The following is a 22406-nucleotide window of genomic DNA, read 5'->3' on the forward strand; positions in this document are numbered from 1 at the left end:
ACAGGAATATATTGACACGCAAGTAGATGATTGAGATAATTAAAATAGCGCGTGCGCGTAAAAACGATTAAACGGGGGTGACGGATATGAAAGGGTCTGGAGGTTCGGCTTTTAATTCCATGGGCATTAAGCGCAAGATGAGGATCTCTTTCGCGCTTATGTCCATAATACCTTTGCTTATGCTGTTGAATTACATATTTCCCAACAGCGCCCTGCATTTCACTAATTCAGTATTGATCTTTTTGATCACGGTCACGCTGGTGGTCTTCGGGTTCCTTATCATAAAGCACATCGTTGATTCGGTATTCAGGGTCAGCTCCGCCGCCAAGGTAATGGCCGGCGGAGACTATAACCACAAGATACCATCATCAGAGAAGGATGAGGTGGGCGATATCAGCCAGGCGCTCAACCACCTGACCGCTGAGATACGCAAAGATGTGGATGAGTTGAGCCGGCTCTTGCAGAAGGTGAGCAAGCTTGAAATAAGGGACCCTCTGACCGGGTTGTTCAATGAGAAATATATAAGGCAGCAGCTGGATGAAGAGATCAAAAGGGCGCTTATCTATCAGCGCCCCTGCGGGTTTATAATTTTAGAGGTTGATAATTTCGGCAGTTTCCACAAGAGTTTCGGCGATATAGCGGTGGAGGCAGTCCTGAAGAAGGCCGCCTCTTTGTTTAAAGACAGCGTTTCCAGCATTGATAAAGTTGCCAGGTTCGGCGACAACCAATTCGCGGTCGTCCTGCCGGAAAAGAATAAACGCAGCTGCCAGGAGGCGGCGGAGTACATCAGGAAGAAGGTTGAGTCCGCGTTCAAGGGAGAAAAGGACGAGCATCAAAGGATCACTATAAGCGCTGGGATCTCTGAAAACCCCCTGGACGGCACAAGCGCTAAGGAGCTGATAGATAAAGCGGAAGAAGCATTGGACAGGGCAAGAAACAAAGGAGGCAACCAGTGCCTTTTCGCAGAATAATCCAGAAACAGCTGGGAGAGCTTCTTATTGAAAGGGGTGTTATAAGCAGCCAGCAGTTAGAAAAGGCCCTTAGCGTCCAGAAGGAAAAAGGCGGGCTCATCGGCGAGATCCTTGTTGAATCGGGATACGCCAGGGAAGAAGACATAGTCCAGGCCCTGACCGCGCAATACGGCTTTCCTTATCTGCCCCTGGCAAATTACGAGATCGCCCCTGAAGTAGTCAATGCCATACCTGAAAGGGTGGCCAGGCAGTATGCCGTTATGCCCATAGACAAAATAGGCGACAATCTCACGGTGGCAATGACAAACCCCCTTAATACCCAGGCCATAGAAGACATAGAGATGATCTCCGGATGCAATGTGCAGGTATTTGTCAGCACTGCCTCGGCGGTAAGAGAGGCGATCGATAAATACTATAAAAAATAATGTCTTCATTACGCAAGATCCTCACAGACATACTCATCAAGAATAAGCTTCTTACGGATTCCGACCTGAAGGAGGCCTTAGAGATCCAGAAGAAAAGCGGAGGCGGCCTTTCGGATATCCTGGTCAGGCAAAAGTTCATTAAAGAGGACGATCTGATGATGGCGCTGAGCCAGGGTTTGGGCATGCCCCCCATAGACCTGAAAAGATTCAGGATAGACGCGGAAGTCGCCAAGATGATACCGCGGGACGTAGCCAGGCATTACCAGGTCCTGCCCATTTCCAAAACGGCGGATACGCTTACCGTAGCCATGGCCGACCCGTTGAATATATTCGCGATCGACGACATAAAGGCGCTTACCGGTTATACGATAAACCCTATCGTGGCGGAACCCAAGGCGATACAGGCGGCATTAGACAGTGTCTATAGTTCCGCCGCGAAGGATGTGATCCGGGACATAGTCAAGGGTATTGAAGATACAAAGATAGAACTGGTAAGCGAGAAGAAAGAAGAGTTGAGCGCGCAGGAACTCAGCCGCCTTACCCGCGAAGCGCCGGTCATAAAGATCACCAATCTTATCCTGGATGAGGCGCTGCGCCTGAAATCCTCTGATGTCCTTATAGAGCCGCTGGAGCACGATCTGCGCATACGTTTCCGTATTGACGGCGTGCTCCAGCAGTATAAATCACCGCCTAAAACAATGCATGCCTCTCTGGTTTCCAGGATAAAGGTAATGTCCGATCTGAACATTGCCGAGCACCGGCTGCCTCAGGACGGGCGCTTCAAGTTAAAGATGTCCGGCAGGGATGTTGACTTCAGGGTGTCTGTCATGCCTTCCAGTTTCGGAGAGAAAGTGGCGTTAAGGATACTGGACAGGTCTTCCGCGTCCTTTGACATGGAGAAATTGGGGCTTGACGATACAGCCATGGCGTCTTTGAAAGACGCGGCATCAAGGCCTCACGGTATGATACTTGTCTGCGGCCCTACCGGCTGCGGCAAGACCACCACGCTTTATTCTATTCTTAAATATGTGGACTCTCCCGAGAAAAATCTTGTTACAGTTGAAGACCCTGTGGAGTATCAACTGGAAGGGGTGAACCAGGTCAGCATAAGGCCGGATATAGGGCTTACATTTGCCGCGTCATTGAGGGCTATATTAAGGCAGGACCCGGACGTTATAATGATAGGCGAAATAAGGGATTTTGATACGGTGGACATAGCGATCAAAAGCGCTCTGACCGGCCACCTGGTGCTTTCCACTCTTCACACCACCACTGCCCAGGGCGCGATAGTGCGGCTTATAAATATGGGGGTTGAACCGTTCCTTTTAACGTCTTCGCTTATATGCGTAATGGCGCAGAGGCTGGTCAGGGTCGTCTGCCGCTCCTGCAAAGAGAAATACGAACTTAAGAAGGATGTCGCGAAGGCCATCGGGCTTGCGGAGCTGGATGTCAAAAAATATGATTTTGTCAAAGGCAAGGGGTGCAAGGATTGTTTTAACAGCGGCTACAGCGGCAGGATAGCTATAGCGGAGATCATGATGCTTACGCCCGGGATACGCGGCCTGATATCAAAGAGGGCAAAGGAAGACGACATAAAAGGATTGGCCAGAAAAGAGGGAATGCATACCTTGAGAGAAGACGGTATGCGCCTGGCAGCCGCGGGCATAACCAGTATTGAAGAGGTCTTAAGGGTGACCGCCGGGGACCAGGGCAGGGGAAATCCATGACAACGCTTAAAGACAGGTTGATACAGGTGTTGATAGAGTCCAAGGCCGTGGCAAAACAGCAGATAGACAGGGTGCTGGATATCCATAAAAAGGAAGGAAAGCCGTTAAAGAAGGTATTGATAGACGAGGGCATCATAAGCGAAGAGGACTTATTGCTGATCCTCTCGCGCCAGCTGTTTATCCCTACGATACACCTGAGCAGATACAGGATCGATTCTTCGCTGGTTTCCGTCGTGCCTGAACGCCTCGCGCGCCAGTATCGGCTTATACCCATCTCCAGGATCGGCAATACGATGACAGTCGCCATGTCCGACCCGCTGAATGTGTTCGCGCTGGATGACCTGAAGGCGTTGACCGGCATGCAGATCGACGTGGTGATCTCATCGGAGCCGGATATTTTGCGCGCCATAGACGCGCAGTACCACCGGCCCTCCGGAGAAATGGCGGATATAATAAAAGGCGGGTATGCCGGAGATGCGGGCGCGGAGGGGACGGGAGAAGGGGAGGGCACCATTGAATTAGGGGAATTGCTTGAGGCAAGCCGCCTGCCGCCGATAGTAAAATTAGTTGAATTTGTCTTAAGCGACGCGTTAAAGAAGCGTTCTTCAGATATTCATTTTGAACCGGAGGAGGATTGCCTCAGGGTGAGATACCGCATTGACGGCCTGCTCCATGACATATTCAGGGTCCCCAAAAAAAATCAGAACGCCGTGCTCGCCCGGCTTAAGATCGTTTCCATGCTTGATATAACCGAATCACGCCTGCCTCAGGACGGCAGGTTTAAAGTCAGGTTCACGAATAAAGAGGTTGATTTCCGGGTCTCCGCCCTGCCGACCGCGTTCGGCCAGAAGTTTGTGCTCAGGGCCCTGGATAAGACCAATCTTTCCATAGGCCTTGATGAATTGGGGTTTTCCCCCGAGCCGCTGAGGTTGTTCAGAGAGGCGGTCTCCAGGCCATACGGCATGATCCTGATCACGGGCCCTACCGGAAGCGGCAAATCCACAACCTTGTATTCCATATTGAATCAGTTGAATACCATAGAGAGAAACATAGTCACCATTGAAGACCCGGTGGAATATCAGATAGAAGGCATCACGCAGGTGCAGGCAAACCCCGACATAGGGCTTAATTTCGCTTCGGGTTTAAGGGCTATCCTAAGGCAGAGCCCCGATACGATAATGGTGGGCGAGATCAGGGACTCCGAAACGCTTGATATCGCCATAAAGGCCTCATTGACCGGCCAGATGGTTTTCTCCACGCTGCATACAAACGATTCGGTATCCAGCATAACGCGCATGATAGATATGGGCATTGAGGCGTTCCTTGTGGCCTCCAGCGTGATCATGGTCTGCGCCCAGCGCCTATGCAGGAAAATATGCGATTACTGCAAAGAGGAACAGAAGATACCCGGGGACCTGCTCGCGCGGATGAAGATCGACGCGAAGACTGTATTTTACAAAGGCAAGGGTTGTAATAATTGCAATGATACGGGATTTTATGGTAGAATGGGCGTATTGGAAGTGCTTATGATTGACGACGCGGTAAGAGAGATGATAATAAGGCGCGTGCCCACGGATGAGATAAGGAAATACGCGATAGATAAGATGGGGATGAAGACATTAAGGGATGACGCGTTATTAAAGGTGAAGAACGGGTTGACTACATTGGATGAAGCGCTGCGCATAACTTCAGAGGAATGATATGACAGAGGGTAAAATACTGATAGTGGATAACGACAGGGTATTTATGAATTACATCAGGGATATGCTTTCCGGCAAGGGCTACGATGTTGATACGGCGGACAGGGCCGAAGAGGCGGTCAATAAGATCAAGTTAGAGACCTTCAATCTGGCGATAATCAAGGAAGGGATGCCTGGTATGGAGGGCCTGAAATTAGTAAAGGAGTTGAAGGCGGCCAACCCCGACATCACAGTCATCTTATCGCGCGATAAAGATTCTTCCCGCAAAGCGGCTGCCCTGCCCAATCTGGAGATATATGACTATCTGGTAAGCCCCATAAATCCGGAGAAGGCCGTTTTTATTATAGATAAGGGCATAGAGCTCAACCGGTTGTCGGTAAGAAACAGCAAGGTGCTGCGCCGCGTCGCGGAGGAAAATACCTCCCTGCAGAAGCAGAACGCGCTTCTTACCAAGCGCATTGAGGAGTCCACAAAGAACCTGTCGCGCCTTTACGAAAATCTACGGGATACGTATTTGCGCACGATAAAGGCGCTGGCGCAGGCGATCGATACCAGGGATCATTACACCGGAAGCCATTCAGCCAATGTCGCCAGGTACGCGGCGGCGATAGCCGAAGCGATGCATCTGTCCACTCAGGAGGTTGAGGCGGTAAGAGAGGCCTGCGAGCTGCATGATTTAGGCAAGGTCGGCATACAGGATTATATATTAAGCAAGCCCACAAAGCTCACCCCTGAAGAATGGGAGCAGATGAAGGAGCATCCTATGAAGGGCGCTCAGATACTTGAGCACTTGACGTTCCTCGGCGACGTGGTTGAGATCGTGCGGGAGCACCACGAGCATTATGACGGCACAGGGTATCCCTTCAAGCATAAGGGCGATGAGATACCTTTGGGCGCGCGCATTGTATGCCTCGCGGATTCTTACGACGCTATGACTTCCGCCCGTTCATATAGAAAGTCGCCGTTGACTAAAGAAGAGGCGGTTGCCGAGATAGTCAAGAATTCAGGGAAGCAGTTTGACCCGCGCATAGTAGAGGCGTTCCTGAAAGTCGTGGAGAAATTCTGATGCCTGTGTTCCGTTATAAAGCGAAAGACAGCGGCTCCGCGGTTAAGTCCGGAGAGATCGAGGCGGGTTCCGTGCAGGATGCCGCCGATATTCTGCACAAGAGGGGCTACACCGTTATTTCACTTGACGCCGCGAAGGCGTTGAGAAGCAGGAGAGAATCGGTGAGCACGGATGACCTGGTGGTATTTTCCCGCCAGCTTGCCACGATGATAGAAAGCGGCATATCTTTGGTGCAGGCGCTGGCAATTTTGTCGGAACAGGCGGAAAAGAAGTCGTTTAAATCCGTGATCGGATCGATGAGGCAGGATATAGAGGAGGGCTCCAGTTTCAGCGAGGCGCTGGCAAAACATGCCGGCATATTCCCTGAGATATTCAGGAGCATGGTTCAGGCCGGCGAGGCATCGGGGATGCTGGAAGAGATATTGGAGCGCCTGGCGGTATACATAGAGAAGTCCGCGGCGCTGCGCAGGAAAATAGTCTCAAGCCTTATATACCCTGCCGTGGTGATAAGTATGGCGGTGATCATCACCGCTGTCCTGCTCTTGAAGGTGGTGCCGACGTTCAAGGCGATATTTGACATTCTCGGCGGCCAGCTGCCTTTGCCTACAAAGATATTGATCTTTACCAGCGACCTGCTGCGCCACAACATCCTTTACGTGATCATAGCCGCGGCGGCAGCGTTTTTTTTGTTCAGGAAGTACTACGCGACACAAAAGGGCAGATACGCGGTAGATAAGCGGATGTTGTCCCTGCCGGTTTTCGGCAGGCTGGCAATAAAGGTCGCCGTGGTGAAATTCAGCCGCACCCTTGCCACGCTGGTGAAGAGCGGAGTGCCGATATTGAATTCCCTTGAGATAGTCGCCAGGATCGCCGGCAACAAGGTCGTGGAGGAGGCGGTGCTGTCGGCGCGTAAATCCATACGCGAAGGCGAGCCGATCGCGGGGCCGCTTTCCAACAGCGGCGTGTTCCCCCCTATGGTTGTGAGGATGATCGGCGTGGGAGAGCAGACAGGCGAACTTGAAAAGATGCTTACCAAGATAGCCGATTTCTACGATGATCAGGTTGACGCCGCCGTAAGCGGGCTGACCAGCCTGCTTGAGCCGTTGGTCATTGCCTTTCTGGGAATAGTCATAGGAGGCATAGTGATATCCCTGTTCCTGCCCATATTCAAGATCACCCAGCTCATCGCGCAGTAATGCCAACCCGCCACATCGTCCATGTAGACATGGACGCGTTCTTCGCGGCCATAGAACAGAGGGATAACCCCGATCTTAAGGGAAAGCCCGTTATCGTGGGCGCCGACCCGAAAGGCGGCAGGGGCAGAGGAGTTGTCTCAACCTGTTCCTACGAGGCAAGAAAGCACGGCATCCACTCCGCGATGCCTATTTCAATCGCCTACCGTAAATGCCCTCAGGCGGCCTTTCTTCCCGTGGATATGCAAAAGTATATCCGCGTTTCCCGGCAGATCTTCGCCATCCTTGAAGCATTTACTCCAGCTATAGAGCCGGTAAGCATTGATGAGGCGTTTCTGGATATAACAGACACCTTCCAGCGATTTAAGACGCCCCTCAATACCTGCATAGCGATAAAGCAGCGGATAAAACAGGAAACAGGGCTGAGCGCCTCAGTAGGCCTTGCCCCGACAAAAATGGCGGCAAAGATCGCCTCCGGCCTTAAGAAACCCGATGGCCTGCTGGAAGTGACAAAGGAAGGGCTGTTGGATTTTCTCCTGCCGCTTGATATAGGACTTCTCTGGGGTGTAGGCAAAAAGACAGAAGAGACGCTGAATCAGATGGGCATATATACAGTCAATGATCTTGCCGGGAGAAGCAAAGCAGAACTTATAAGCGTATTCGGCAAGAATGGCGCCTGGTTCTGGGAGATGGCGCGGGGCATAGATACGAGCGAGGTCATAACAGAGCGGGAAGCCAGATCAATAAGCAACGAGGCCACCTTTGACGAAGACACCGCGGATAAAAGCCGCATAAAACGCGAACTCGCCTGGCTATGCGAACTTGTCTCAGGCCGGCTCAGGGAAGAAGGTTTCAAGTGCCGGACGCTCACCTTGAAGATACGCCTGGAGGGCTTTCAGACCCATACCCGTTCAAAGACATTCAGCAGCCCCACAAACTTCTCCGAAGACCTTATTACTGTTATCGGGCAGCTCTACGATGATTTTGAGATCAGAAACAGGAAGGTGCGGCTGGTCGGCGTGCGCGCCACTAATTTCTCTGACGCGGATGAGCAGTGGCTGTTTAAAGACACGGCCGAAAACAAGAAGGAAGATATCCATAAAGCAATAGATAAGATCAGAGGAAAATTCGGAGCCGTTTCCATCTGCCGCGCCAGCAGCGTAAATGGAAAGACGTAAAGTTTTCTTAGAACTTTTCCTTGACAGGCAAGAGGTCCCGGCACTATAATTAAGGCAGTCAGGCACCCTTTAAAAGCGAGGTGCAAAATGAAGATATTCGGCTTTCCGGTTTGGAATAGATACGGCGGACAATAATGTCCGCCGTTTTTAATGAGGCCACGACTTACGGAACGTCAGTGACGTAAGTCGTATGGCCGAATTAACCCCGAAGCTTAGGCCAAAATTATCGAAGAAAATTTTGGCCTGTTTAAGCGAGGGAACATAGAGGAGGTATTATGCTTTACTCCGTGGAATCAAAGAAGGATATTGAAAGCACGGCGCTTGCTCTTGAGGGCGCGTTAAAGAAAAGGATGGTCGGCGGTTTCCAGGTCCACAATTTAAGGGAGGAGCTTGCCAGGAACGGCGTTGATCTGAAAAAGGAATGCAGGATATACAAGTTTTCCCAGTGCGAAGAACTGAAACTTCCGCTGACCATTTCGCTTTTTACCGAGGCAGACCGCGTCAAGATCGCGGCGTTGAAGGCGTCTGATTTCATGGGGGATTCTCCTCAACCGGAGATACAGGAGATCGTGAATCGGTTTGAGAAGGAGCTTATGGAGGTGATGGAGGAGGCGTCTAAGTAGTGCGTCAATGACCAATTACCAAATCCCAATGACAAATAAATGACCAATATCCAATGACCGAATAAAAAACAATAAAATTGTTATATTGGGCATTGAAACATTGGACATTCATTTGACATTGGTAATTGGTTAATTGAATATTAACATTTGTCCCCACTAAAATGGGGATTTTTTATTGCAGTATGATATAATCATTTCTATGCCTGTTTCAATCTACGATTCAATACAGTTCCTGAAAGGCGTGGGGCCCAAGAGGTCGAAGTCCTTCCAGGCGCTGGGTATCAATACGATAGAGGACCTGCTCTACTATTTTCCCCGAAGGTATCAGGATTGGCGCGATCTGCGGCCTATCAGCGATTTGAAAGAAGGCGATGCCGCTACCGTAAAGGGGAAGGTCTGCGCGGTTTCCGGCAGGACTTCCTGGCAGAGGCGCGGGTTTAACATCCTTGAAGCGCGGATAGAGGACTCTACCGGCAGGATCCGCGCCGTATGGTTCAACCAGCCATACCTCAAGGATTACCTGAAAACAGGGGTATCTTTAGTATTACACGGCAAGATAGAAAAATACGGCCATATTCTGCAGCTGGCCTCTCCGGAATTTGAGATGATTACCGACGAGGAGGAGGCGCTGAGCAGGGGGAGCATATTGCCGGTATATCCCTTGTCCGACAAGTTCAGCCAGAGGTATTTTCGCAAGATCATAGGGTCAGCGTTGGATGAATTCATTACCCGCCTAAAGGACCCGCTGCCCTATGACGTGCGCAAGCGCAACAGCCTGCTTAATTCAGCCCAGGGCCTTATCAATATCCACTTTCCGCGGTCAGACGAGTTACAGAAGGAGGCATACAGGCGGCTTTCTTTTGAGGATTTCTTTCTGTTTGAGGTGCCCATCATTATGAAGAAGGCATCCAGGCCGCGGAGGAAGGCGGTAAGGCATAATGCCGGCAGCCCTCTTCTCAATGATTTTATCGGCTCTTTGAGTTTCCGGTTTACCGCCTCGCAGACACAGGTACTCAACGAGATCCTGGCGGATATGTCATCGGATAAAATAATGCAGCGGCTTATTCAGGGCGATGTGGGCTGCGGCAAGACCGTGGTCGCGCTCTGCGCGTCTCTGGCCGCTATAGACAGCGGCTGGCAGACGGCCTTTATGGTCCCTACCGAGATACTGGCAAGGCAGCATTATGCCGTCATATCCGGGTTTCTGGACGGCCTTTCCCGGCCCGGGCCAAAAAGCAAAAAACTTAAAATAGGGCTGATGACAGGGGCATTGAGCGCCAAAAGCCGCCGGGAGGCCGTTAAGCAGATAAAGGATGGCAAGGTGGATCTGACTATCGGCACGCACAGCCTTATAGAGAGAGATGTCGTATTTGAACGGTTAGGCCTGATAGTCATAGATGAACAGCATAAATTCGGCGTGGCCCAGCGTAAGCTTTTGAGCGAAAAGAACAGGTCAGCCGATACCCTGATCATGACGGCAACGCCCATACCGCGCACCCTCGCCATAACCCTTTATGGCAACCTTGACATATCGGCCATATCCGAATTGCCGCCGGGAAGAGGCAGGATACAGACGCGCCATTTCGCCGAAGGCATGCGCCGGCAGGCCTATGGCTTGATCAAGGAAGAGCTGGCTAAGAAAAGGCAGGCGTACATCATATATCCTATAATAGATGAGTCCTACGCGCTGGACCTGAATGCCGCCGAAAAGATGTTTAAGCAGTTAAGCGGAGTTGAATTCAAGGACTACCGGCTGGGGCTTATCCATGGCAGAATAAAGCAGGAACAGCAGAATAAGACAATGGAGAAATTCAAGGCGGGGGAGATAGACATCCTTGTCGCCACCAGCGTGCTGGAGGTGGGGATTGACGTGCCTGACGCCACGGTCATGCTGATCGAGCATTGCGACAGGTTCGGTTTATCGCAGCTTCATCAGTTGAGGGGCCGTATAGGCAGAAGCGGGTACGATTCCATATGTTTATTGATGGGTGAGCCGAAAACAGAAGAGGCGCGCCGGAGGATAGACGCCATAGTCAATAATATTGACGGTTTCAAGATAGCCGAGGAGGATTTAAAGATCAGGGGGCCGGGAGAATTTTTTGGCAGCAGGCAGCATGGCCTGTCGGAACTGAGGATAGGCAATCCCCTGACGCAGCTGCATATATTAAAGTCGGCCAGGGATGAGGCAGCGCGGCTTATAGAGGCGGACCCTGAACTTAACCTGCGCCAGGATCAGGATCTGAAGGCGGCATTGGAGAGGCGGTATCCTGGTTACAGAGAAAAGCAGGTGGTGGGATAATATGCACATCATATCCGGCAAATATAAAGGGCGGACTATCAAAATCCCCAAAGGCATACGGCCTACGCAGAATAAGGTAAGGAAGGCCGTTTTTGACATACTTGCCGATGTCAGCGGGTTAAGGGTGCTTGAGCTGTTTGCCGGAAGCGGCGCCGTAGGGCTGGAGGCGCTTTCTTTGGGGGCAGCCGAAGCGGTCTTTGTGGAAGGCAGGCACAGCGTGGCCGCCGTGCTCAGGTCCAATCTGTCGTTCCTGCCGGAGGCATCTTACGAGGTGATACCCAAAGACGCGCTGAAGGCGATAGCCCGGCTTTCCGACGGGGGCGAAAGGTTCGACCTTATCTTCCTGGACCCTCCTTATTATAAGGGCCTGGCAAAAAAAATCTTGCAAACGATTAGCGGCTATGATATAGTAAGCGCCGCTGGCAATATTGTAGTCCAGTGTTTCAGGAAAGACGAGCTTCCGCGAGGCGAAGGCAGAATAACTTGTTGGAAACAAGCCAGATACGGAGATACCATACTGGCTTTTTACAATATAAAACATGTGTCAGAAAGCGATATATCCAGGGACATTTGACCCGGTAACCTACGGCCATATGGATCTGATAAAAAGGGCCGTGGGCATTTTTGGGGAGGTCATAGTTGCCGTTGGCAATAATCCGCATAAAAAGCCCATATTCAGCGCTGAAGAGCGCTTAAAGATGCTCAAGGAAGCGACTAAGGATATGGACGGCGTTACGGTGGAAAGATTCTCCGGGCTTATCGTGGATTACGCCAGAAAGAAACACTCCCGCGTCATAATACGCGGTTTAAGAATGGTCTCGGACTTTGAATACGAATTTCAAATGGCGTTGACCAACAGAAAGCTTTCACAGGATGCCGAGACGATATTCCTTATGCCGTCGGAATCATACAGCTATCTTTCCTCAAACCTGCTGAAGGAGACCGCGGCATTGGACGCGGACCTTTCAAGTTTCGTCCCCGCGTTTGTGGAGAAGGCGCTCAAAAAGAGATTAAGAGCCAAATAACGATCCCATAATCACGATAGGAGATAAAGATGCCATTACCAAAGAGAAGACATTCCGTTCAGAGAGGCAGAAAGCGAAGGACGCATTGGAAGCTTAAGGCCGCGTCAACAAGCGTGTGCCCCCAGTGCAAGCAGCCAAAACTGCCGCACAAGGTCTGCGGCACCTGCGGTCATTACGGCGGCAGAGAGGCCGTGGCGATAAAGACAAAAGCGGAAAAGAAAGAGAAAAAATGAAGATAGTGCTGGACGCGATGGGCGGGGATTACGCGCCGTCCGCGGTAGTGAAAGGGGCGGTGGATGCCGTCAAGGCCTATCCTGTTTCAATTATACTGGTAGGCCAGTCCGAACTGGTCGGCAAGGAACTCAAGAAATATAAACCGGTGCCGGCGGGTATTTCCATACGCGACGCCCGCGAGGTTGTGGATATGGATGAGCCGGCAGCGGCAAGCATCAGAAGGAAGAGGGATTCGTCCATAAGCGTAGGCATAGACCTTGTTAAGCGCGGCGAGGCAGACGCGTTTTTCAGCGCCGGCAATACAGGGGCGGTGGTATGCGCCGCGACATTGGGGCTGGGCATGCTTGAAGGCATTGAGCGGCCGGGCATCGCCATTATCATGCCTTCGCTCAAAGGCCGTTCCTTGATCATGGACGTCGGCGCCAATATAGATACTAAGCCGGTCCATATACTGCAGTACGGCATAATGGGCAGCGCTTACGTAAAGAATGTTTTAGGCAAGGATAACCCCCGCGTGGGGTTATTGAATATAGGGGAAGAGTCCACCAAGGGCACGGACCTGATGAAGGAGTCGCACAAGCTTCTTTCTGAAAGCCGGCTGAATTTCGCGGGAAATGTGGAGGCAAAACAGCTTTTTAAAGGCGATTGCGACGTGATCGTCTGCGACGGGTTCGTCGGCAACGTCGCCCTTAAGGTCTCTGAGGCGGCTGCCGAAGCAGTCAGCATTTTCCTGAAGCGCAACCTCCTGCGTAATTTTATCGGTAAACTCGGCGCCTTTATGTTAAAGGGCAACCTGGGGAAATTCAGGAAAGAGATGGATTACGCGGAGTATGGCGGAGCGCCTCTTTTAGGCGTAAACGGATTGGTGATCATAGGCCACGGCCGCTCTTCCGCGCGGGCGATAAAGAACGCGGTCAGGGCGACCATCGCGGAGCTGGAGCGCAAGGTCAACGATAAAATAATCGAAGGTATCCGCGAGGCAAAGACAATACAATGAGAAAGGTCAAGGTAGCGGGCGTAGGCGAGTATCTCCCCGGCAGGGTATTGACCAATGCCGGGCTTGAGAAGATGGTTGATACTTCCGACGAGTGGATAACCACGCGCACGGGCATTAAGACCAGAAGGATCGTCCGTAAGGGCGAGACCTCCGGCACGATGGCGGTCCAGGCCGCTAAGAAGGCGTTGAAGTATGCCAAGTTAAAGCCGGAAAAGATCGAATTGATAATCGTCGCCACGGTCACGCCTGATATGCAGTTTCCCGCTACCGCCTGTTTTGTGCAAAGCGGCATAGGGGCAAAGAACGCGGTCTGTTTTGATATTTCAGCCGCCTGCGCGGGATTTGTGTACGCGCTGGTGCTGGCGCAGCAGTTTATCTCACGCGGCGCCTATAATAACGCTTTAATCATCGGTTCAGAGACCCTTTCTTCTATCACGGACTGGACCGACAGGAATACCTGCGTGCTTTTCGGGGATGGGGCAGGCGCGGTCGTATTGAAGAGCTCTGCTCGGGCGGGTATTTTATCCACATATCTGGGGGCTGACGGCACGATGACAGACCTGCTTATGGTGCCTGCCGGCGGCAGCAAGGCCCCCGCCTCCCGCGAAACCGTGGACAAGCGGCTTCATTTCATAAAAATGCGCGGTAATGAACTATTTAAAATGGCGGTGAACATAATGGTAGGCGCGGCAAGGGAGGCGTTGGACCGCGCCGGCCTGACGATCAAAGACGTGGATTGTTTCATCCCGCATCAGGCAAATTTAAGGATCATCCTTGCCGTGGCAAAGCGGCTGAAACTGCCGGAGTCAACAATATACCTTAATATACAACGTTACGGCAATATGTCCTCCGCTTCAGCGGCAGTCGCCCTTTGTGAGGCGGTCAAGGAAGGTTTTATAAAGAAGAACGACATAGTGCTGTTGGATACTTTCGGCGCGGGCCTGGTCTGGGGCGCCTGTGTTATCAGATGGTAGGTATGGCCGCGCACATCTTTCCGGGACAGGGCGCCCAGTATGTAGGCATGGGCAAGGACCTGTATGAGAACAGCGCCGCGGCAAAGGGCATTTTTGACAGGGCGGATAAATCCCTGGGGTTTTCTATAAGCGCTTTGTGCTTTAACGGCCCAGAGGATAAGTTAAAACGCACTGATATTTGCCAGTTGGCGATATTTACTACAAGCATAGCGGCCTTAGAGGCGTTTACGGCCGTAGAAGAAGGCAGGGGAGCGGCAAGGCAGCTCCCCGGTTTTGTCGCCGGCTTAAGTTTGGGCGAGTATACAGCGTTGGCAGCTGCCGGCGTGCTTTGTTTTGAAGATGCCCTGTCTTTGGTGCAGGCCAGAGGCCGGCTTATGGATAAGGCGGCAGAGGCACATCCCGGCAAGATGGCGGCAATAATCGGGCTGGACAAGGATAGAGTGGAGGATATCTGCGGGAAAACAGGGATCGAGATAGCAAATCTTAATTGCCCGGGGCAGGTAGTCGTATCAGGCAGGGCCAGGCAGATGGAAGAGGCAAAGGCAGAACTGGAGAAGGCAGGGGCCTCAAAAGTGGTATTCCTTGAAGTAAGCGGCGCCTTTCACTCAAGCTTGATGAAAGAAGCGTCGGTTGATCTGGCCCGCCATATGGATAAATGTAAATTCAGCGAGCCGAAAACGCGCTTTATCAGCAACGTAACCGCTAAACCCGCTGCCGGCGCGGAAGAGATCAGGCAGAATCTTGTGAAACAGATGTATTCGCCGGTGCTCTGGGAGGAGTCGGTGAGGTTTATGGCAAAAGAGGGCGTATCCAGGTTTTATGAAATAGGCCCTAACCGCGTGCTTAAAGGCATATTGCGCAAGATAGACCCGTCTTTGGAAGTGGTCAATATAGGTAAGTATATGGAGGCCGGCAATGCTGCTTAAGGATAAAGTCGCTTTGATAACCGGGGCAGGCAGGGGCATAGGAAAGGAGATAGCGCTTACCTTTGCCAGGGAGGGCGCCTCAGTCGCCATATGCGACGTTGACCTGGCTCTGGCTGAAGGCACGGCCAAAGAACTGCAGGCGCTGGGGGCCGGCTCAATAGGGCTCAAAGCGGATGTGACTGATTTTAAACAGGTTGATGGCCTGGTAAACAAAATTCTTGACAAATTTCAAAGAATTGATATATTAGTTAACAACGCAGGTATAACCAAAGACGCTCTTTTGTTAAGAATGTCGCCCGAGGATTGGGACGCGGTCATCAACGTCAATCTGAAAGGCGCGTTCAACTGTATCAAGGCCGTAACCCGCGTTATGCTTAAGCAGAGATACGGCAGGATAGTGAACGTAGCTTCTATCATAGGCATAATAGGCAACGCGGGCCAGGCGAATTATTCGGCTTCAAAGGCGGGGATAATCGCCCTTACGAAAACAGCGGCAAGGGAATTCGCTTCCCGCGACATAAACGTTAACGCTGTGGCGCCCGGGTTTATCCAGACCGATATGACCGCCAAGCTCTCTGAGGAACTGCGGCAGAGGATGCTGGATGAGATACCGCTGGGCAGGTTTGGTACGCCGGCTGATGTTGCCAACGCGATCTTATTTTTGTCTTCGCAGGACGCCGGTTTCATTACAGGGCAGACAATAGTCGTTGACGGCGGGATGGTTATGCAATAAATATAAGGAGGAAAAGAATGGCCGTAGCAGAAAAGGTGAAAGCAATCATAGCAGAGCAGTTGGGTGTAAAAGCCGAAGAGGTGACCCCCACGGCGTCATTTATTGATGACCTCGGAGCGGATTCGCTTGATACGGTTGAGCTGGTTATGGCTTTGGAAGAGGAGTTCGGGATCGAGATCCCGGATGAGGACGCCGAAAAGATGACCACGGTGGCAGACGCTATTAAATATATTGAAGACAAGGTAGCAAAGAAATAATTGGACGGCTATTGATCTAATAAAAACATTGGCCCCGCTCATAAAGGCGGGGCTAATGTTTAAGGGTTCTTATGGCAAAGAGAAGAGTCGTAGTCACGGGTTTAGGCGCGATAACGCCGGTAGGCAACAACGTCCAGGACTTCTGGGCCTCCCTTAAGGAAGGCAGGAGCGGCGTTGACGTCATAAAGACATTTGACGCCTCGGCGTATGAGTCCCGGATCGCCGGCGAGGTAAAGGATTTTGAGCCCCACGCCTTCGGCTTTACCGGCAAGGACTTGAAGCGGATGGATAAATTCGTGCTTTTTGCCATCGTCGCGGCGCGTGAGGCGGTAAAGGATTCCGGCATGGATCTGGAGAAGGAAGACAGGACGAGAATAGGGGTCCTGATCGGCTCGGGCATAGGCAGTTTAAGGACGGTAGAGAGGGAATCGGAGATATTGGCCAGGAAAGGCCCTTCACGGCTTTCGCCGTTTGTCATACCCATGCTGATAGTGAATGAGGCCTCAGGCCATGTGTCCATAATCTTTGGTTTCAAAGGCCCCAACACCTGCGTGGCTACTGCCTGCGCTACCGGCTCGCACGCCATAGGGGACGCCTGCAGGATAATCCAGTATGGGGATGCCGATGTTATGGTGGCAGGCGGCACCGAGAGCGCGACCACGCCTTTGGGCGTAGGCGGATTCTGCGCTTTAAGGGCGCTTTCCAAGAGAAACGATGAGCCGCAAAAGGCGTCCAGGCCTTTTGACAGGGAGCGGGACGGTTTTGTAATGGCGGAAGGCGCGGGAGTGGTAGTGCTGGAGGAGTTTGAGCACGCCAGGAAGCGCGGGGCGCGTATTTACGCTGAATTGGTCGGTTACGGCATGTCCGCTGATGCCTATCATATTACAGCTCCCGACCCCCAAGGCGACGGCGCGGTGAGGGCGATGCTTGCCGCGTTAAAGGACGCCGGGATGTCAAAAGATAAGATCGGCTATATAAACGCGCACGGCACATCCACCGGCCTGAACGACAAGATCGAGACCCTGGCGGTAAAGAGATTTTTAGGCGAAGGCCTGGCAAAAAAGGTGCCTATGAGCTCCATTAAATCAATGACAGGCCACCTGCTCGGCGCTGCCGGCGGAGTGGAATTTGTGGCAAGCTGCCTGACAATAAGAGACGGAGTCCTTCCCCCCACTATAAATTACGAGTTCCCCGATCCTGACTGCGACCTGGATTATGTCCCTAACACCGCCCGTCAACTTAATGTTGACGCGGTGATGTCTAACTCCCTGGGATTTGGCGGCCATAACGCCACGCTTATTGTAAAGAAGATTTAGGTTCCAATGCCTTACACAATTTCAGAAAAAATATTATTGGCGCATACGGATAACGACGATATCCGGCCGGGCGACTTTATAGACGCCAGGATAGACCTCTGCCTCGGCAACGATATCACGGCGCCGCTTGCCATAGAAGAATTCAGGAAGCACGGTTTTAAGAAGGTATTCAATAAGAATAAGATAGCGCTTGTCCCGGACCATTTTGCCCCTGCCAAGGACTACAAGAGCGCCAATCAGTGCAGGATGCTCAGGGATTTTGCCAAAGAGCAGGGCATAAAGCATTATTTTGAAGTAGGGTGCATGGGCATAGAGCACGCGCTCCTGCCCGAGCAGAAACTGGTCCTGCCCGGCGATCTGGTCATCGGCGCTGATTCGCACACCTGCACCTACGGCGCGTTAGGGGCGTATTCTACAGGTATCGGCTCAACCGACCTGGCGCGCGCGTTTGTTGACGGAAAATGCTGGTTTAAAGTGCCGCAGTCAATGAAGTTGGTGTATAGCGGCAAGAGGAACAAATGGGTTTCAGGCAAGGACTTTATTCTATATACTATAGGTAAGATAGGGGTGGACGGCGCGTTATATAAAGCGATGGAGTTTACGGGAGAGGCGATATCGGCGCTGCCTATGGACGACAGGTTCACCATGTCTAATATGGCCATAGAGGCAGGCGGCAGGGCCGGGCTTATTGAGCCGGATAAGGAGACGTTAAAGTACGCGCGGCCGGCTCCGAGAAAATTCAAAATATATAAATCAGATAAAGACGCCCGCTATGAGAGCACGGTGGAGATAGACGCGTCCAAAATTGAGCCGCAGGTATCTTTTCCGCCGCTTCCTTCAAACGCTAAGCCGGTAAGCCAGGCAAAGAATGTAACGCTTGACCAGGTCGTGATCGGTTCCTGCACCAACGGCAGGATCTCCGACTTGAGGATCGCCGCGCGTATACTTAAAGGCAGGAAGGTAAAGCAGGGAACGCGCCTGCTTGTGTTTCCGGCAACGCAAAAAGTATACCTGGACTGCGTCAAGGAAGGGCTGGCCGAGATATTTGTCAAGGCAGGAGGCATATTCTCTACGCCGACCTGCGGGCCCTGCCTCGGCGGGCATATGGGGATTTTAGCCGAAGGGGAGAGGTGCCTGTCCACCACAAACAGAAATTTCATAGGCAGGATGGGGCATCCTAAATCAGAGGTTTATCTGGCGTCTCCGGCGGTGGCAGCTGCTTCGGCGATAAAGGGGCGGATCGCGCATCCTGATGAGGTAGCGTAATCTGACCCCACACTTACGTGTGGGGTATGAGGATACCACACGCGGAAGCGTGTGGAGGAGAACGGTAGGGCGAGATGGTACTAAAAGGCAGAGTACACAAATTCGGGGACGACGTAAATACAGACGATATAATAGCGGCTAAGTACCTTAATGTGTTTGACGAGAAGGAACTGGCGTCGCATTGTATGGAAACGATCAGCCCTGATTTTGTAAAGAACGCGCGGCAGGGAGACATCATTGTCGCCGGCAGGAACTTCGGCTGCGGCTCATCGCGTGAGCACGCGCCTTTGGCGATAAAGGGCTGCGGCATATCGGCGGTCATCGCCGAGAGTTTCGCCGCGATATTTTTCAGGAACGCCATTAATATAGGGCTTCCTTTTCTTGAATGCGAAGCGGCTAAAGAGATAGATGACCGCGACGAGATCGAGCTGGATCTGTCCGGCGGCGTTATCAGGAATTTGACTAAAAATAAACAATATACGACTCAGGCGTTTCCGGAGTTTCTTCAGGAGATTGTAAAGGCGGGAGGATTAATGAAATGGCTGCGCAAAAGAAATACAATATAGCGGTTATTCCGGGAGACGGCACAGGTCCCGAGGTTATTGGCGAGGCGTTAAAGGTTTTAGAGGCATCTGCCTCTATCAGCGGCTTCAAATACGAAACCGTTAACTTTGACTTTGGAGGCGAAAGATACCTCAGGACAAAAGAGACACTGCCGAAATCGGCGCTGAAAGAGCTCAAAAAATTTGACGCCATACTTTTAGGCGCTATAGGACATCCCGATGTCAAACCCGGCATACTTGAGCAGGGCATACTGCTTAAGCTGCGTTTTGAGCTTGACCAGTATATCAATCTGCGCCCGGTAAAGCTTTACAACGCCGAATTCTGCCCGCTTAAAGACAAGAAGCCGGAAGATATTGATTTTGTCGTGGTGAGGGAAAACTCCGAGGGATTGTATAAGGGGCTGGGAAGTTTTAAGCATAAGGGCGGCAAGAAAGAAATAGCCCTGCAGATATCGCATAACACCAGAAAAGGCGTTGAGCGCTGCATACGTTACGCCTTTGATTATACCAGGAAGCGCGACAAGGACAAGAAGCTCACGCTCTGCGGTAAGACAAATGTCCTGACCTATGCCTGGGACCTTTGGCAGAGGACTTTCAATGAGGTCGCCAAAGAATATCCCGACGTGAAGACAGATTACGCCCATGTGGATGCCACTACGATGTGGATGGTCAAGAACCCGGAGTGGTTTGACGTTATCGTCACTGATAATATGTTCGGCGATATAATCACGGACTTGGGCGCGATGGTCCAGGGCGGTATGGGCATTGCCGCGGGAGGCAACATCAACCCTAAGGGCGTTTCCATGTTTGAGCCCATCGGCGGCAGCGCCCCCAAATATACGGGAAAAAACGTCATCAATCCCCTGGCGGCAATATGCGCAATGGGTATGATGCTGGAAAATTTAGGGGAGAACGCGGCAGGGCAGCGTGTAGAGGATGCGGTCATCGCGGTGGTGCGGAAAAAAGTAAAATCGCTTTCCGCCGGAAAGATGGGCTATTCCACGCGGGAAGTGGGTGACTTAGTGGTAAGGAGTCTGGCGAAATGAGAAAATATAATATAGCGATAGTAGGCGTAGGCGCCGTGGGTATTGAGATGCTGCGTGTTTTAAGGCAGCGTAATTTTCCTGTGGGAGAACTGCGTGTATTTGCCCGGTCGGCAAGGGATATAGAAGTAGATGGCCGGAGGTATTCGGTAAGCCCGATCTCTCCCGAGGGGTTTGAAGGCATAGATATCGCTTTATTCGCCGGCACAGAAGGTGAAAAGGGCGCGGCAGTGACTTACGCTCCGGAGGCGGTAAAGAGAGGCGCGGTAGTGATTGATAACGGCGCGGATTTCCGCATGGACCCGAAAGTTCCCCTGGTCGTGCCTGAAGTCAACGCCGCCGATATAAAAAAGCATAAAGGCATAATCGCCAACCCTAACTGTTCCACAATTCAAATGGTGGCGGCATTATGGCCGATCTATAAGAAAGCCGGGCTCAAAAGGGTGATCGTCACCACCTTGCAGGCGTCTTCCGGCGCTGGCAAGAAAGCGGTGGAACAGCTCAAGGCAGAGAATCAGAAAATATCAGAGGCAGGTTATGAGAACGTGCGGGTTGATCTGGAAGAGAAGGCGATGCCTCAGCAGTTGGCATATAACGTCTTTCCGCATATCGGCGGTTTTGATAAATGCGACTATACCAGCGAAGAATGGAAGCTGGTGCGCGAGACACACAAGATAATGCACGATGATAAAATAAAGATCTCCGCTACTACCGTGCGCGTGCCTGTGAGAACAGGGCACTCTGAATCGGTATATATTGAAACAAAAAAGCCCATTACTCCCGCCAAAGTAAGAGATATCCTTGCTAAATCCGACGGTATTATAGTGATGGATGAGCCGGCCAAGGGGCTCTATCCGATGCCTAAAGATGCGGAAGGCAGGGACGAGGTATTCGTCGGCCGCGTCCGCCGCGATTGTTTTGTCAAAAACGGGCTGTGGCTGTGGGTGGTGGCTGACAACCTCAGAAAAGGCGCTGCCACAAATGCCGTCCAGATCGCCGAAGCGCTTATACGTGCGAAACATTAAGCTGGTAATTGCTTATAACGGCGCGAATTACTGCGGCTGGCAAAGCCAGGTGGCAGGCGGCAGAAAAAAGTCCATCCAGCAGGTCGTTGAAAAGGTGCTCAAGAAGATATTGGGGGAACAGGTAAACGCGGCCGCATCAGGCAGGACCGATAGCGGCGCGCACGCCCTGGCCCAAGTTGTAAATTTCAAGACATCCTCGTCTATCCCGCCGGCAAAAATAAAGAAGGCCCTGAATTTCTGGCTTCCGGAAGATATCGTCTGCCTGGACGCGAAAGAGGCAGGCGCGGGATTTCACGCCCGCTTCAAAACTACATCCAAGACCTACAGGTATCTGATAGTCAATTCAAAGTCCAGGCCGCTTTTCCTCGGCCGCCTTACCCATTTTGTGCCTTACGAGCTGGATATTGATTTAATGCGCGATGAACTTAACAGCTTAAGGGGAAGGCGCGATTTTGCCTCATTCTGCTCAAGCGGCTCAACCGCCAAAGATACTGTAAGGACGGTCAAACGCGTTGATCTGCGGGTAATAAGGTCAGGCGCCATACAGAGCTTTTTGACCCCTGGATCGGCGTTGATCGCCATAGAAATAGAGGCAGACGGATTTCTAAATCATATGGTCAGGAATATAGTGGGCACACTCGTAGATATAGGCAGGGGAAGGTTCAAAAAAGGGAGTATGCGCGGGATCCTTAGCCATAAGGACCGTAAAAGGGCGGGGTACACCGCTCCGGCAAAAGGGCTGTATTTAAGCAGGGTTGTATACCCTTAAAAAATATCGGGTTGCGGCCCTTGACATATTCAGAATTATAGGGTATACTTTCTCTAACGTAATCCTCTAATACAGCATTCCTAAACAGGGTCAGGC

At 51.8% G+C, this 22406-nt stretch carries 23 protein-coding genes; all 23 read left to right on the forward strand.

The features are described from left to right. The first annotated feature begins 86 nt into the window (after positions 1 to 86). Entirely contained in the window at positions 87 to 971 is an 885-nt protein-coding gene (locus PHR44_04490; GenBank protein ID MDD4909921.1) for a sensor domain-containing diguanylate cyclase, read from the forward strand. Next, on the forward strand, positions 953 to 1396 hold the full coding sequence (locus PHR44_04495) for a hypothetical protein (protein MDD4909922.1): 444 nt from the start codon (positions 953 to 955) through the stop codon (positions 1394 to 1396). Before PHR44_04490 ends, PHR44_04495 begins: the two co-directional genes overlap by 19 nt. Continuing rightward, the gene (locus tag PHR44_04500; GenBank protein ID MDD4909923.1) at positions 1396 to 3123 is read left to right on the forward strand and encodes an ATPase, T2SS/T4P/T4SS family; all 1728 of its coding nucleotides are present in this window, start codon (positions 1396 to 1398) and stop codon (positions 3121 to 3123) included. Before PHR44_04495 ends, PHR44_04500 begins: the two co-directional genes overlap by 1 nt. After that, complete coding sequence (locus PHR44_04505; protein ID MDD4909924.1) at positions 3120 to 4823, forward strand: GspE/PulE family protein; 1704 nt, start codon at positions 3120 to 3122, stop codon at positions 4821 to 4823. The genes PHR44_04500 and PHR44_04505 overlap by 4 nt, the downstream gene beginning before the upstream one ends. Position 4824: 1 nt before the next feature. Then, positions 4825 to 5889 (forward strand): HD domain-containing protein, encoded by a 1065-nt coding sequence (locus tag PHR44_04510; GenBank protein MDD4909925.1) that lies wholly within the window; start codon positions 4825 to 4827, stop codon positions 5887 to 5889. Then, positions 5889 to 7085: a type II secretion system F family protein gene (locus tag PHR44_04515; GenBank protein MDD4909926.1), complete on the forward strand. Its 1197-nt coding sequence runs from the start codon at positions 5889 to 5891 to the stop codon at positions 7083 to 7085. The genes PHR44_04510 and PHR44_04515 overlap by 1 nt, the downstream gene beginning before the upstream one ends. Beyond that, positions 7085 to 8260 carry a DNA polymerase IV gene (gene dinB / locus PHR44_04520; GenBank protein ID MDD4909927.1) on the forward strand — a complete coding sequence of 392 codons (1176 nt, stop codon included), beginning with the start codon at positions 7085 to 7087 and terminating at the stop codon, positions 8258 to 8260. Before PHR44_04515 ends, dinB begins: the two co-directional genes overlap by 1 nt. Before the next feature lie 275 nt (positions 8261 to 8535). After that, positions 8536 to 8883, forward strand: coding sequence for a hypothetical protein (locus PHR44_04525; GenBank protein ID MDD4909928.1), 348 nt, complete (start codon positions 8536 to 8538; stop codon positions 8881 to 8883). Between the two features lie 175 nt (positions 8884 to 9058). Continuing rightward, a complete protein-coding gene (gene recG / locus PHR44_04530) occupies positions 9059 to 11182 on the forward strand; it encodes an ATP-dependent DNA helicase RecG (GenBank protein ID MDD4909929.1) in 2124 nt (707 codons plus the stop codon). A gap of 1 nt (position 11183) precedes the next feature. Then, entirely contained in the window at positions 11184 to 11756 is a 573-nt protein-coding gene (gene rsmD, locus PHR44_04535; protein MDD4909930.1) for a 16S rRNA (guanine(966)-N(2))-methyltransferase RsmD, read from the forward strand. A 19-nt stretch (positions 11757 to 11775) separates the two neighbouring features. Next, positions 11776 to 12207 carry a pantetheine-phosphate adenylyltransferase gene (gene coaD, locus PHR44_04540; protein MDD4909931.1) on the forward strand — a complete coding sequence of 144 codons (432 nt, stop codon included), beginning with the start codon at positions 11776 to 11778 and terminating at the stop codon, positions 12205 to 12207. Between the two features lie 29 nt (positions 12208 to 12236). Then, positions 12237 to 12440 carry a 50S ribosomal protein L32 gene (gene rpmF, locus PHR44_04545; protein ID MDD4909932.1) on the forward strand — a complete coding sequence of 68 codons (204 nt, stop codon included), beginning with the start codon at positions 12237 to 12239 and terminating at the stop codon, positions 12438 to 12440. Continuing rightward, on the forward strand, positions 12437 to 13438 hold the full coding sequence (gene plsX, locus PHR44_04550; protein ID MDD4909933.1) for a phosphate acyltransferase PlsX: 1002 nt from the start codon (positions 12437 to 12439) through the stop codon (positions 13436 to 13438). Before rpmF ends, plsX begins: the two co-directional genes overlap by 4 nt. Then, positions 13435 to 14412: a ketoacyl-ACP synthase III gene (locus PHR44_04555; protein MDD4909934.1), complete on the forward strand. Its 978-nt coding sequence runs from the start codon at positions 13435 to 13437 to the stop codon at positions 14410 to 14412. Before plsX ends, PHR44_04555 begins: the two co-directional genes overlap by 4 nt. A gap of 2 nt (positions 14413 to 14414) precedes the next feature. Beyond that, a complete protein-coding gene (fabD, locus tag PHR44_04560) occupies positions 14415 to 15338 on the forward strand; it encodes an ACP S-malonyltransferase (protein MDD4909935.1) in 924 nt (307 codons plus the stop codon). Further along, positions 15328 to 16071, forward strand: a complete 744-nt coding sequence (gene fabG / locus PHR44_04565) for a 3-oxoacyl-[acyl-carrier-protein] reductase (GenBank protein ID MDD4909936.1) — start codon at positions 15328 to 15330, stop codon at positions 16069 to 16071. Before fabD ends, fabG begins: the two co-directional genes overlap by 11 nt. A gap of 17 nt (positions 16072 to 16088) precedes the next feature. Next, entirely contained in the window at positions 16089 to 16328 is a 240-nt protein-coding gene (gene acpP / locus PHR44_04570) for an acyl carrier protein (protein MDD4909937.1), read from the forward strand. Positions 16329 to 16399: 71 nt separating this feature from the next. Further along, the gene (gene fabF, locus PHR44_04575; protein MDD4909938.1) at positions 16400 to 17644 is read left to right on the forward strand and encodes a beta-ketoacyl-ACP synthase II; all 1245 of its coding nucleotides are present in this window, start codon (positions 16400 to 16402) and stop codon (positions 17642 to 17644) included. Positions 17645 to 17650: 6 nt separating this feature from the next. Next, positions 17651 to 18910 (forward strand): 3-isopropylmalate dehydratase large subunit, encoded by a 1260-nt coding sequence (gene leuC / locus PHR44_04580; GenBank protein MDD4909939.1) that lies wholly within the window; start codon positions 17651 to 17653, stop codon positions 18908 to 18910. 74 nt (positions 18911 to 18984) lie between these two features. After that, on the forward strand, positions 18985 to 19476 hold the full coding sequence (locus PHR44_04585; GenBank protein MDD4909940.1) for a 3-isopropylmalate dehydratase small subunit: 492 nt from the start codon (positions 18985 to 18987) through the stop codon (positions 19474 to 19476). Further along, positions 19449 to 20519, forward strand: coding sequence for a 3-isopropylmalate dehydrogenase (locus tag PHR44_04590; protein MDD4909941.1), 1071 nt, complete (start codon positions 19449 to 19451; stop codon positions 20517 to 20519). Before PHR44_04585 ends, PHR44_04590 begins: the two co-directional genes overlap by 28 nt. Next, the gene (locus PHR44_04595) at positions 20516 to 21541 is read left to right on the forward strand and encodes an aspartate-semialdehyde dehydrogenase (GenBank protein ID MDD4909942.1); all 1026 of its coding nucleotides are present in this window, start codon (positions 20516 to 20518) and stop codon (positions 21539 to 21541) included. The genes PHR44_04590 and PHR44_04595 overlap by 4 nt, the downstream gene beginning before the upstream one ends. Next, positions 21528 to 22310: a tRNA pseudouridine(38-40) synthase TruA gene (gene truA, locus PHR44_04600; GenBank protein MDD4909943.1), complete on the forward strand. Its 783-nt coding sequence runs from the start codon at positions 21528 to 21530 to the stop codon at positions 22308 to 22310. Before PHR44_04595 ends, truA begins: the two co-directional genes overlap by 14 nt. Positions 22311 to 22406 lie beyond the last annotated feature (96 nt).

This window comes from Candidatus Omnitrophota bacterium, from assembly GCA_028707125.1.
Classification (GTDB): Bacteria; Omnitrophota; Gorgyraeia; order Gygaellales; family JAQTUX01; genus JAQTUX01.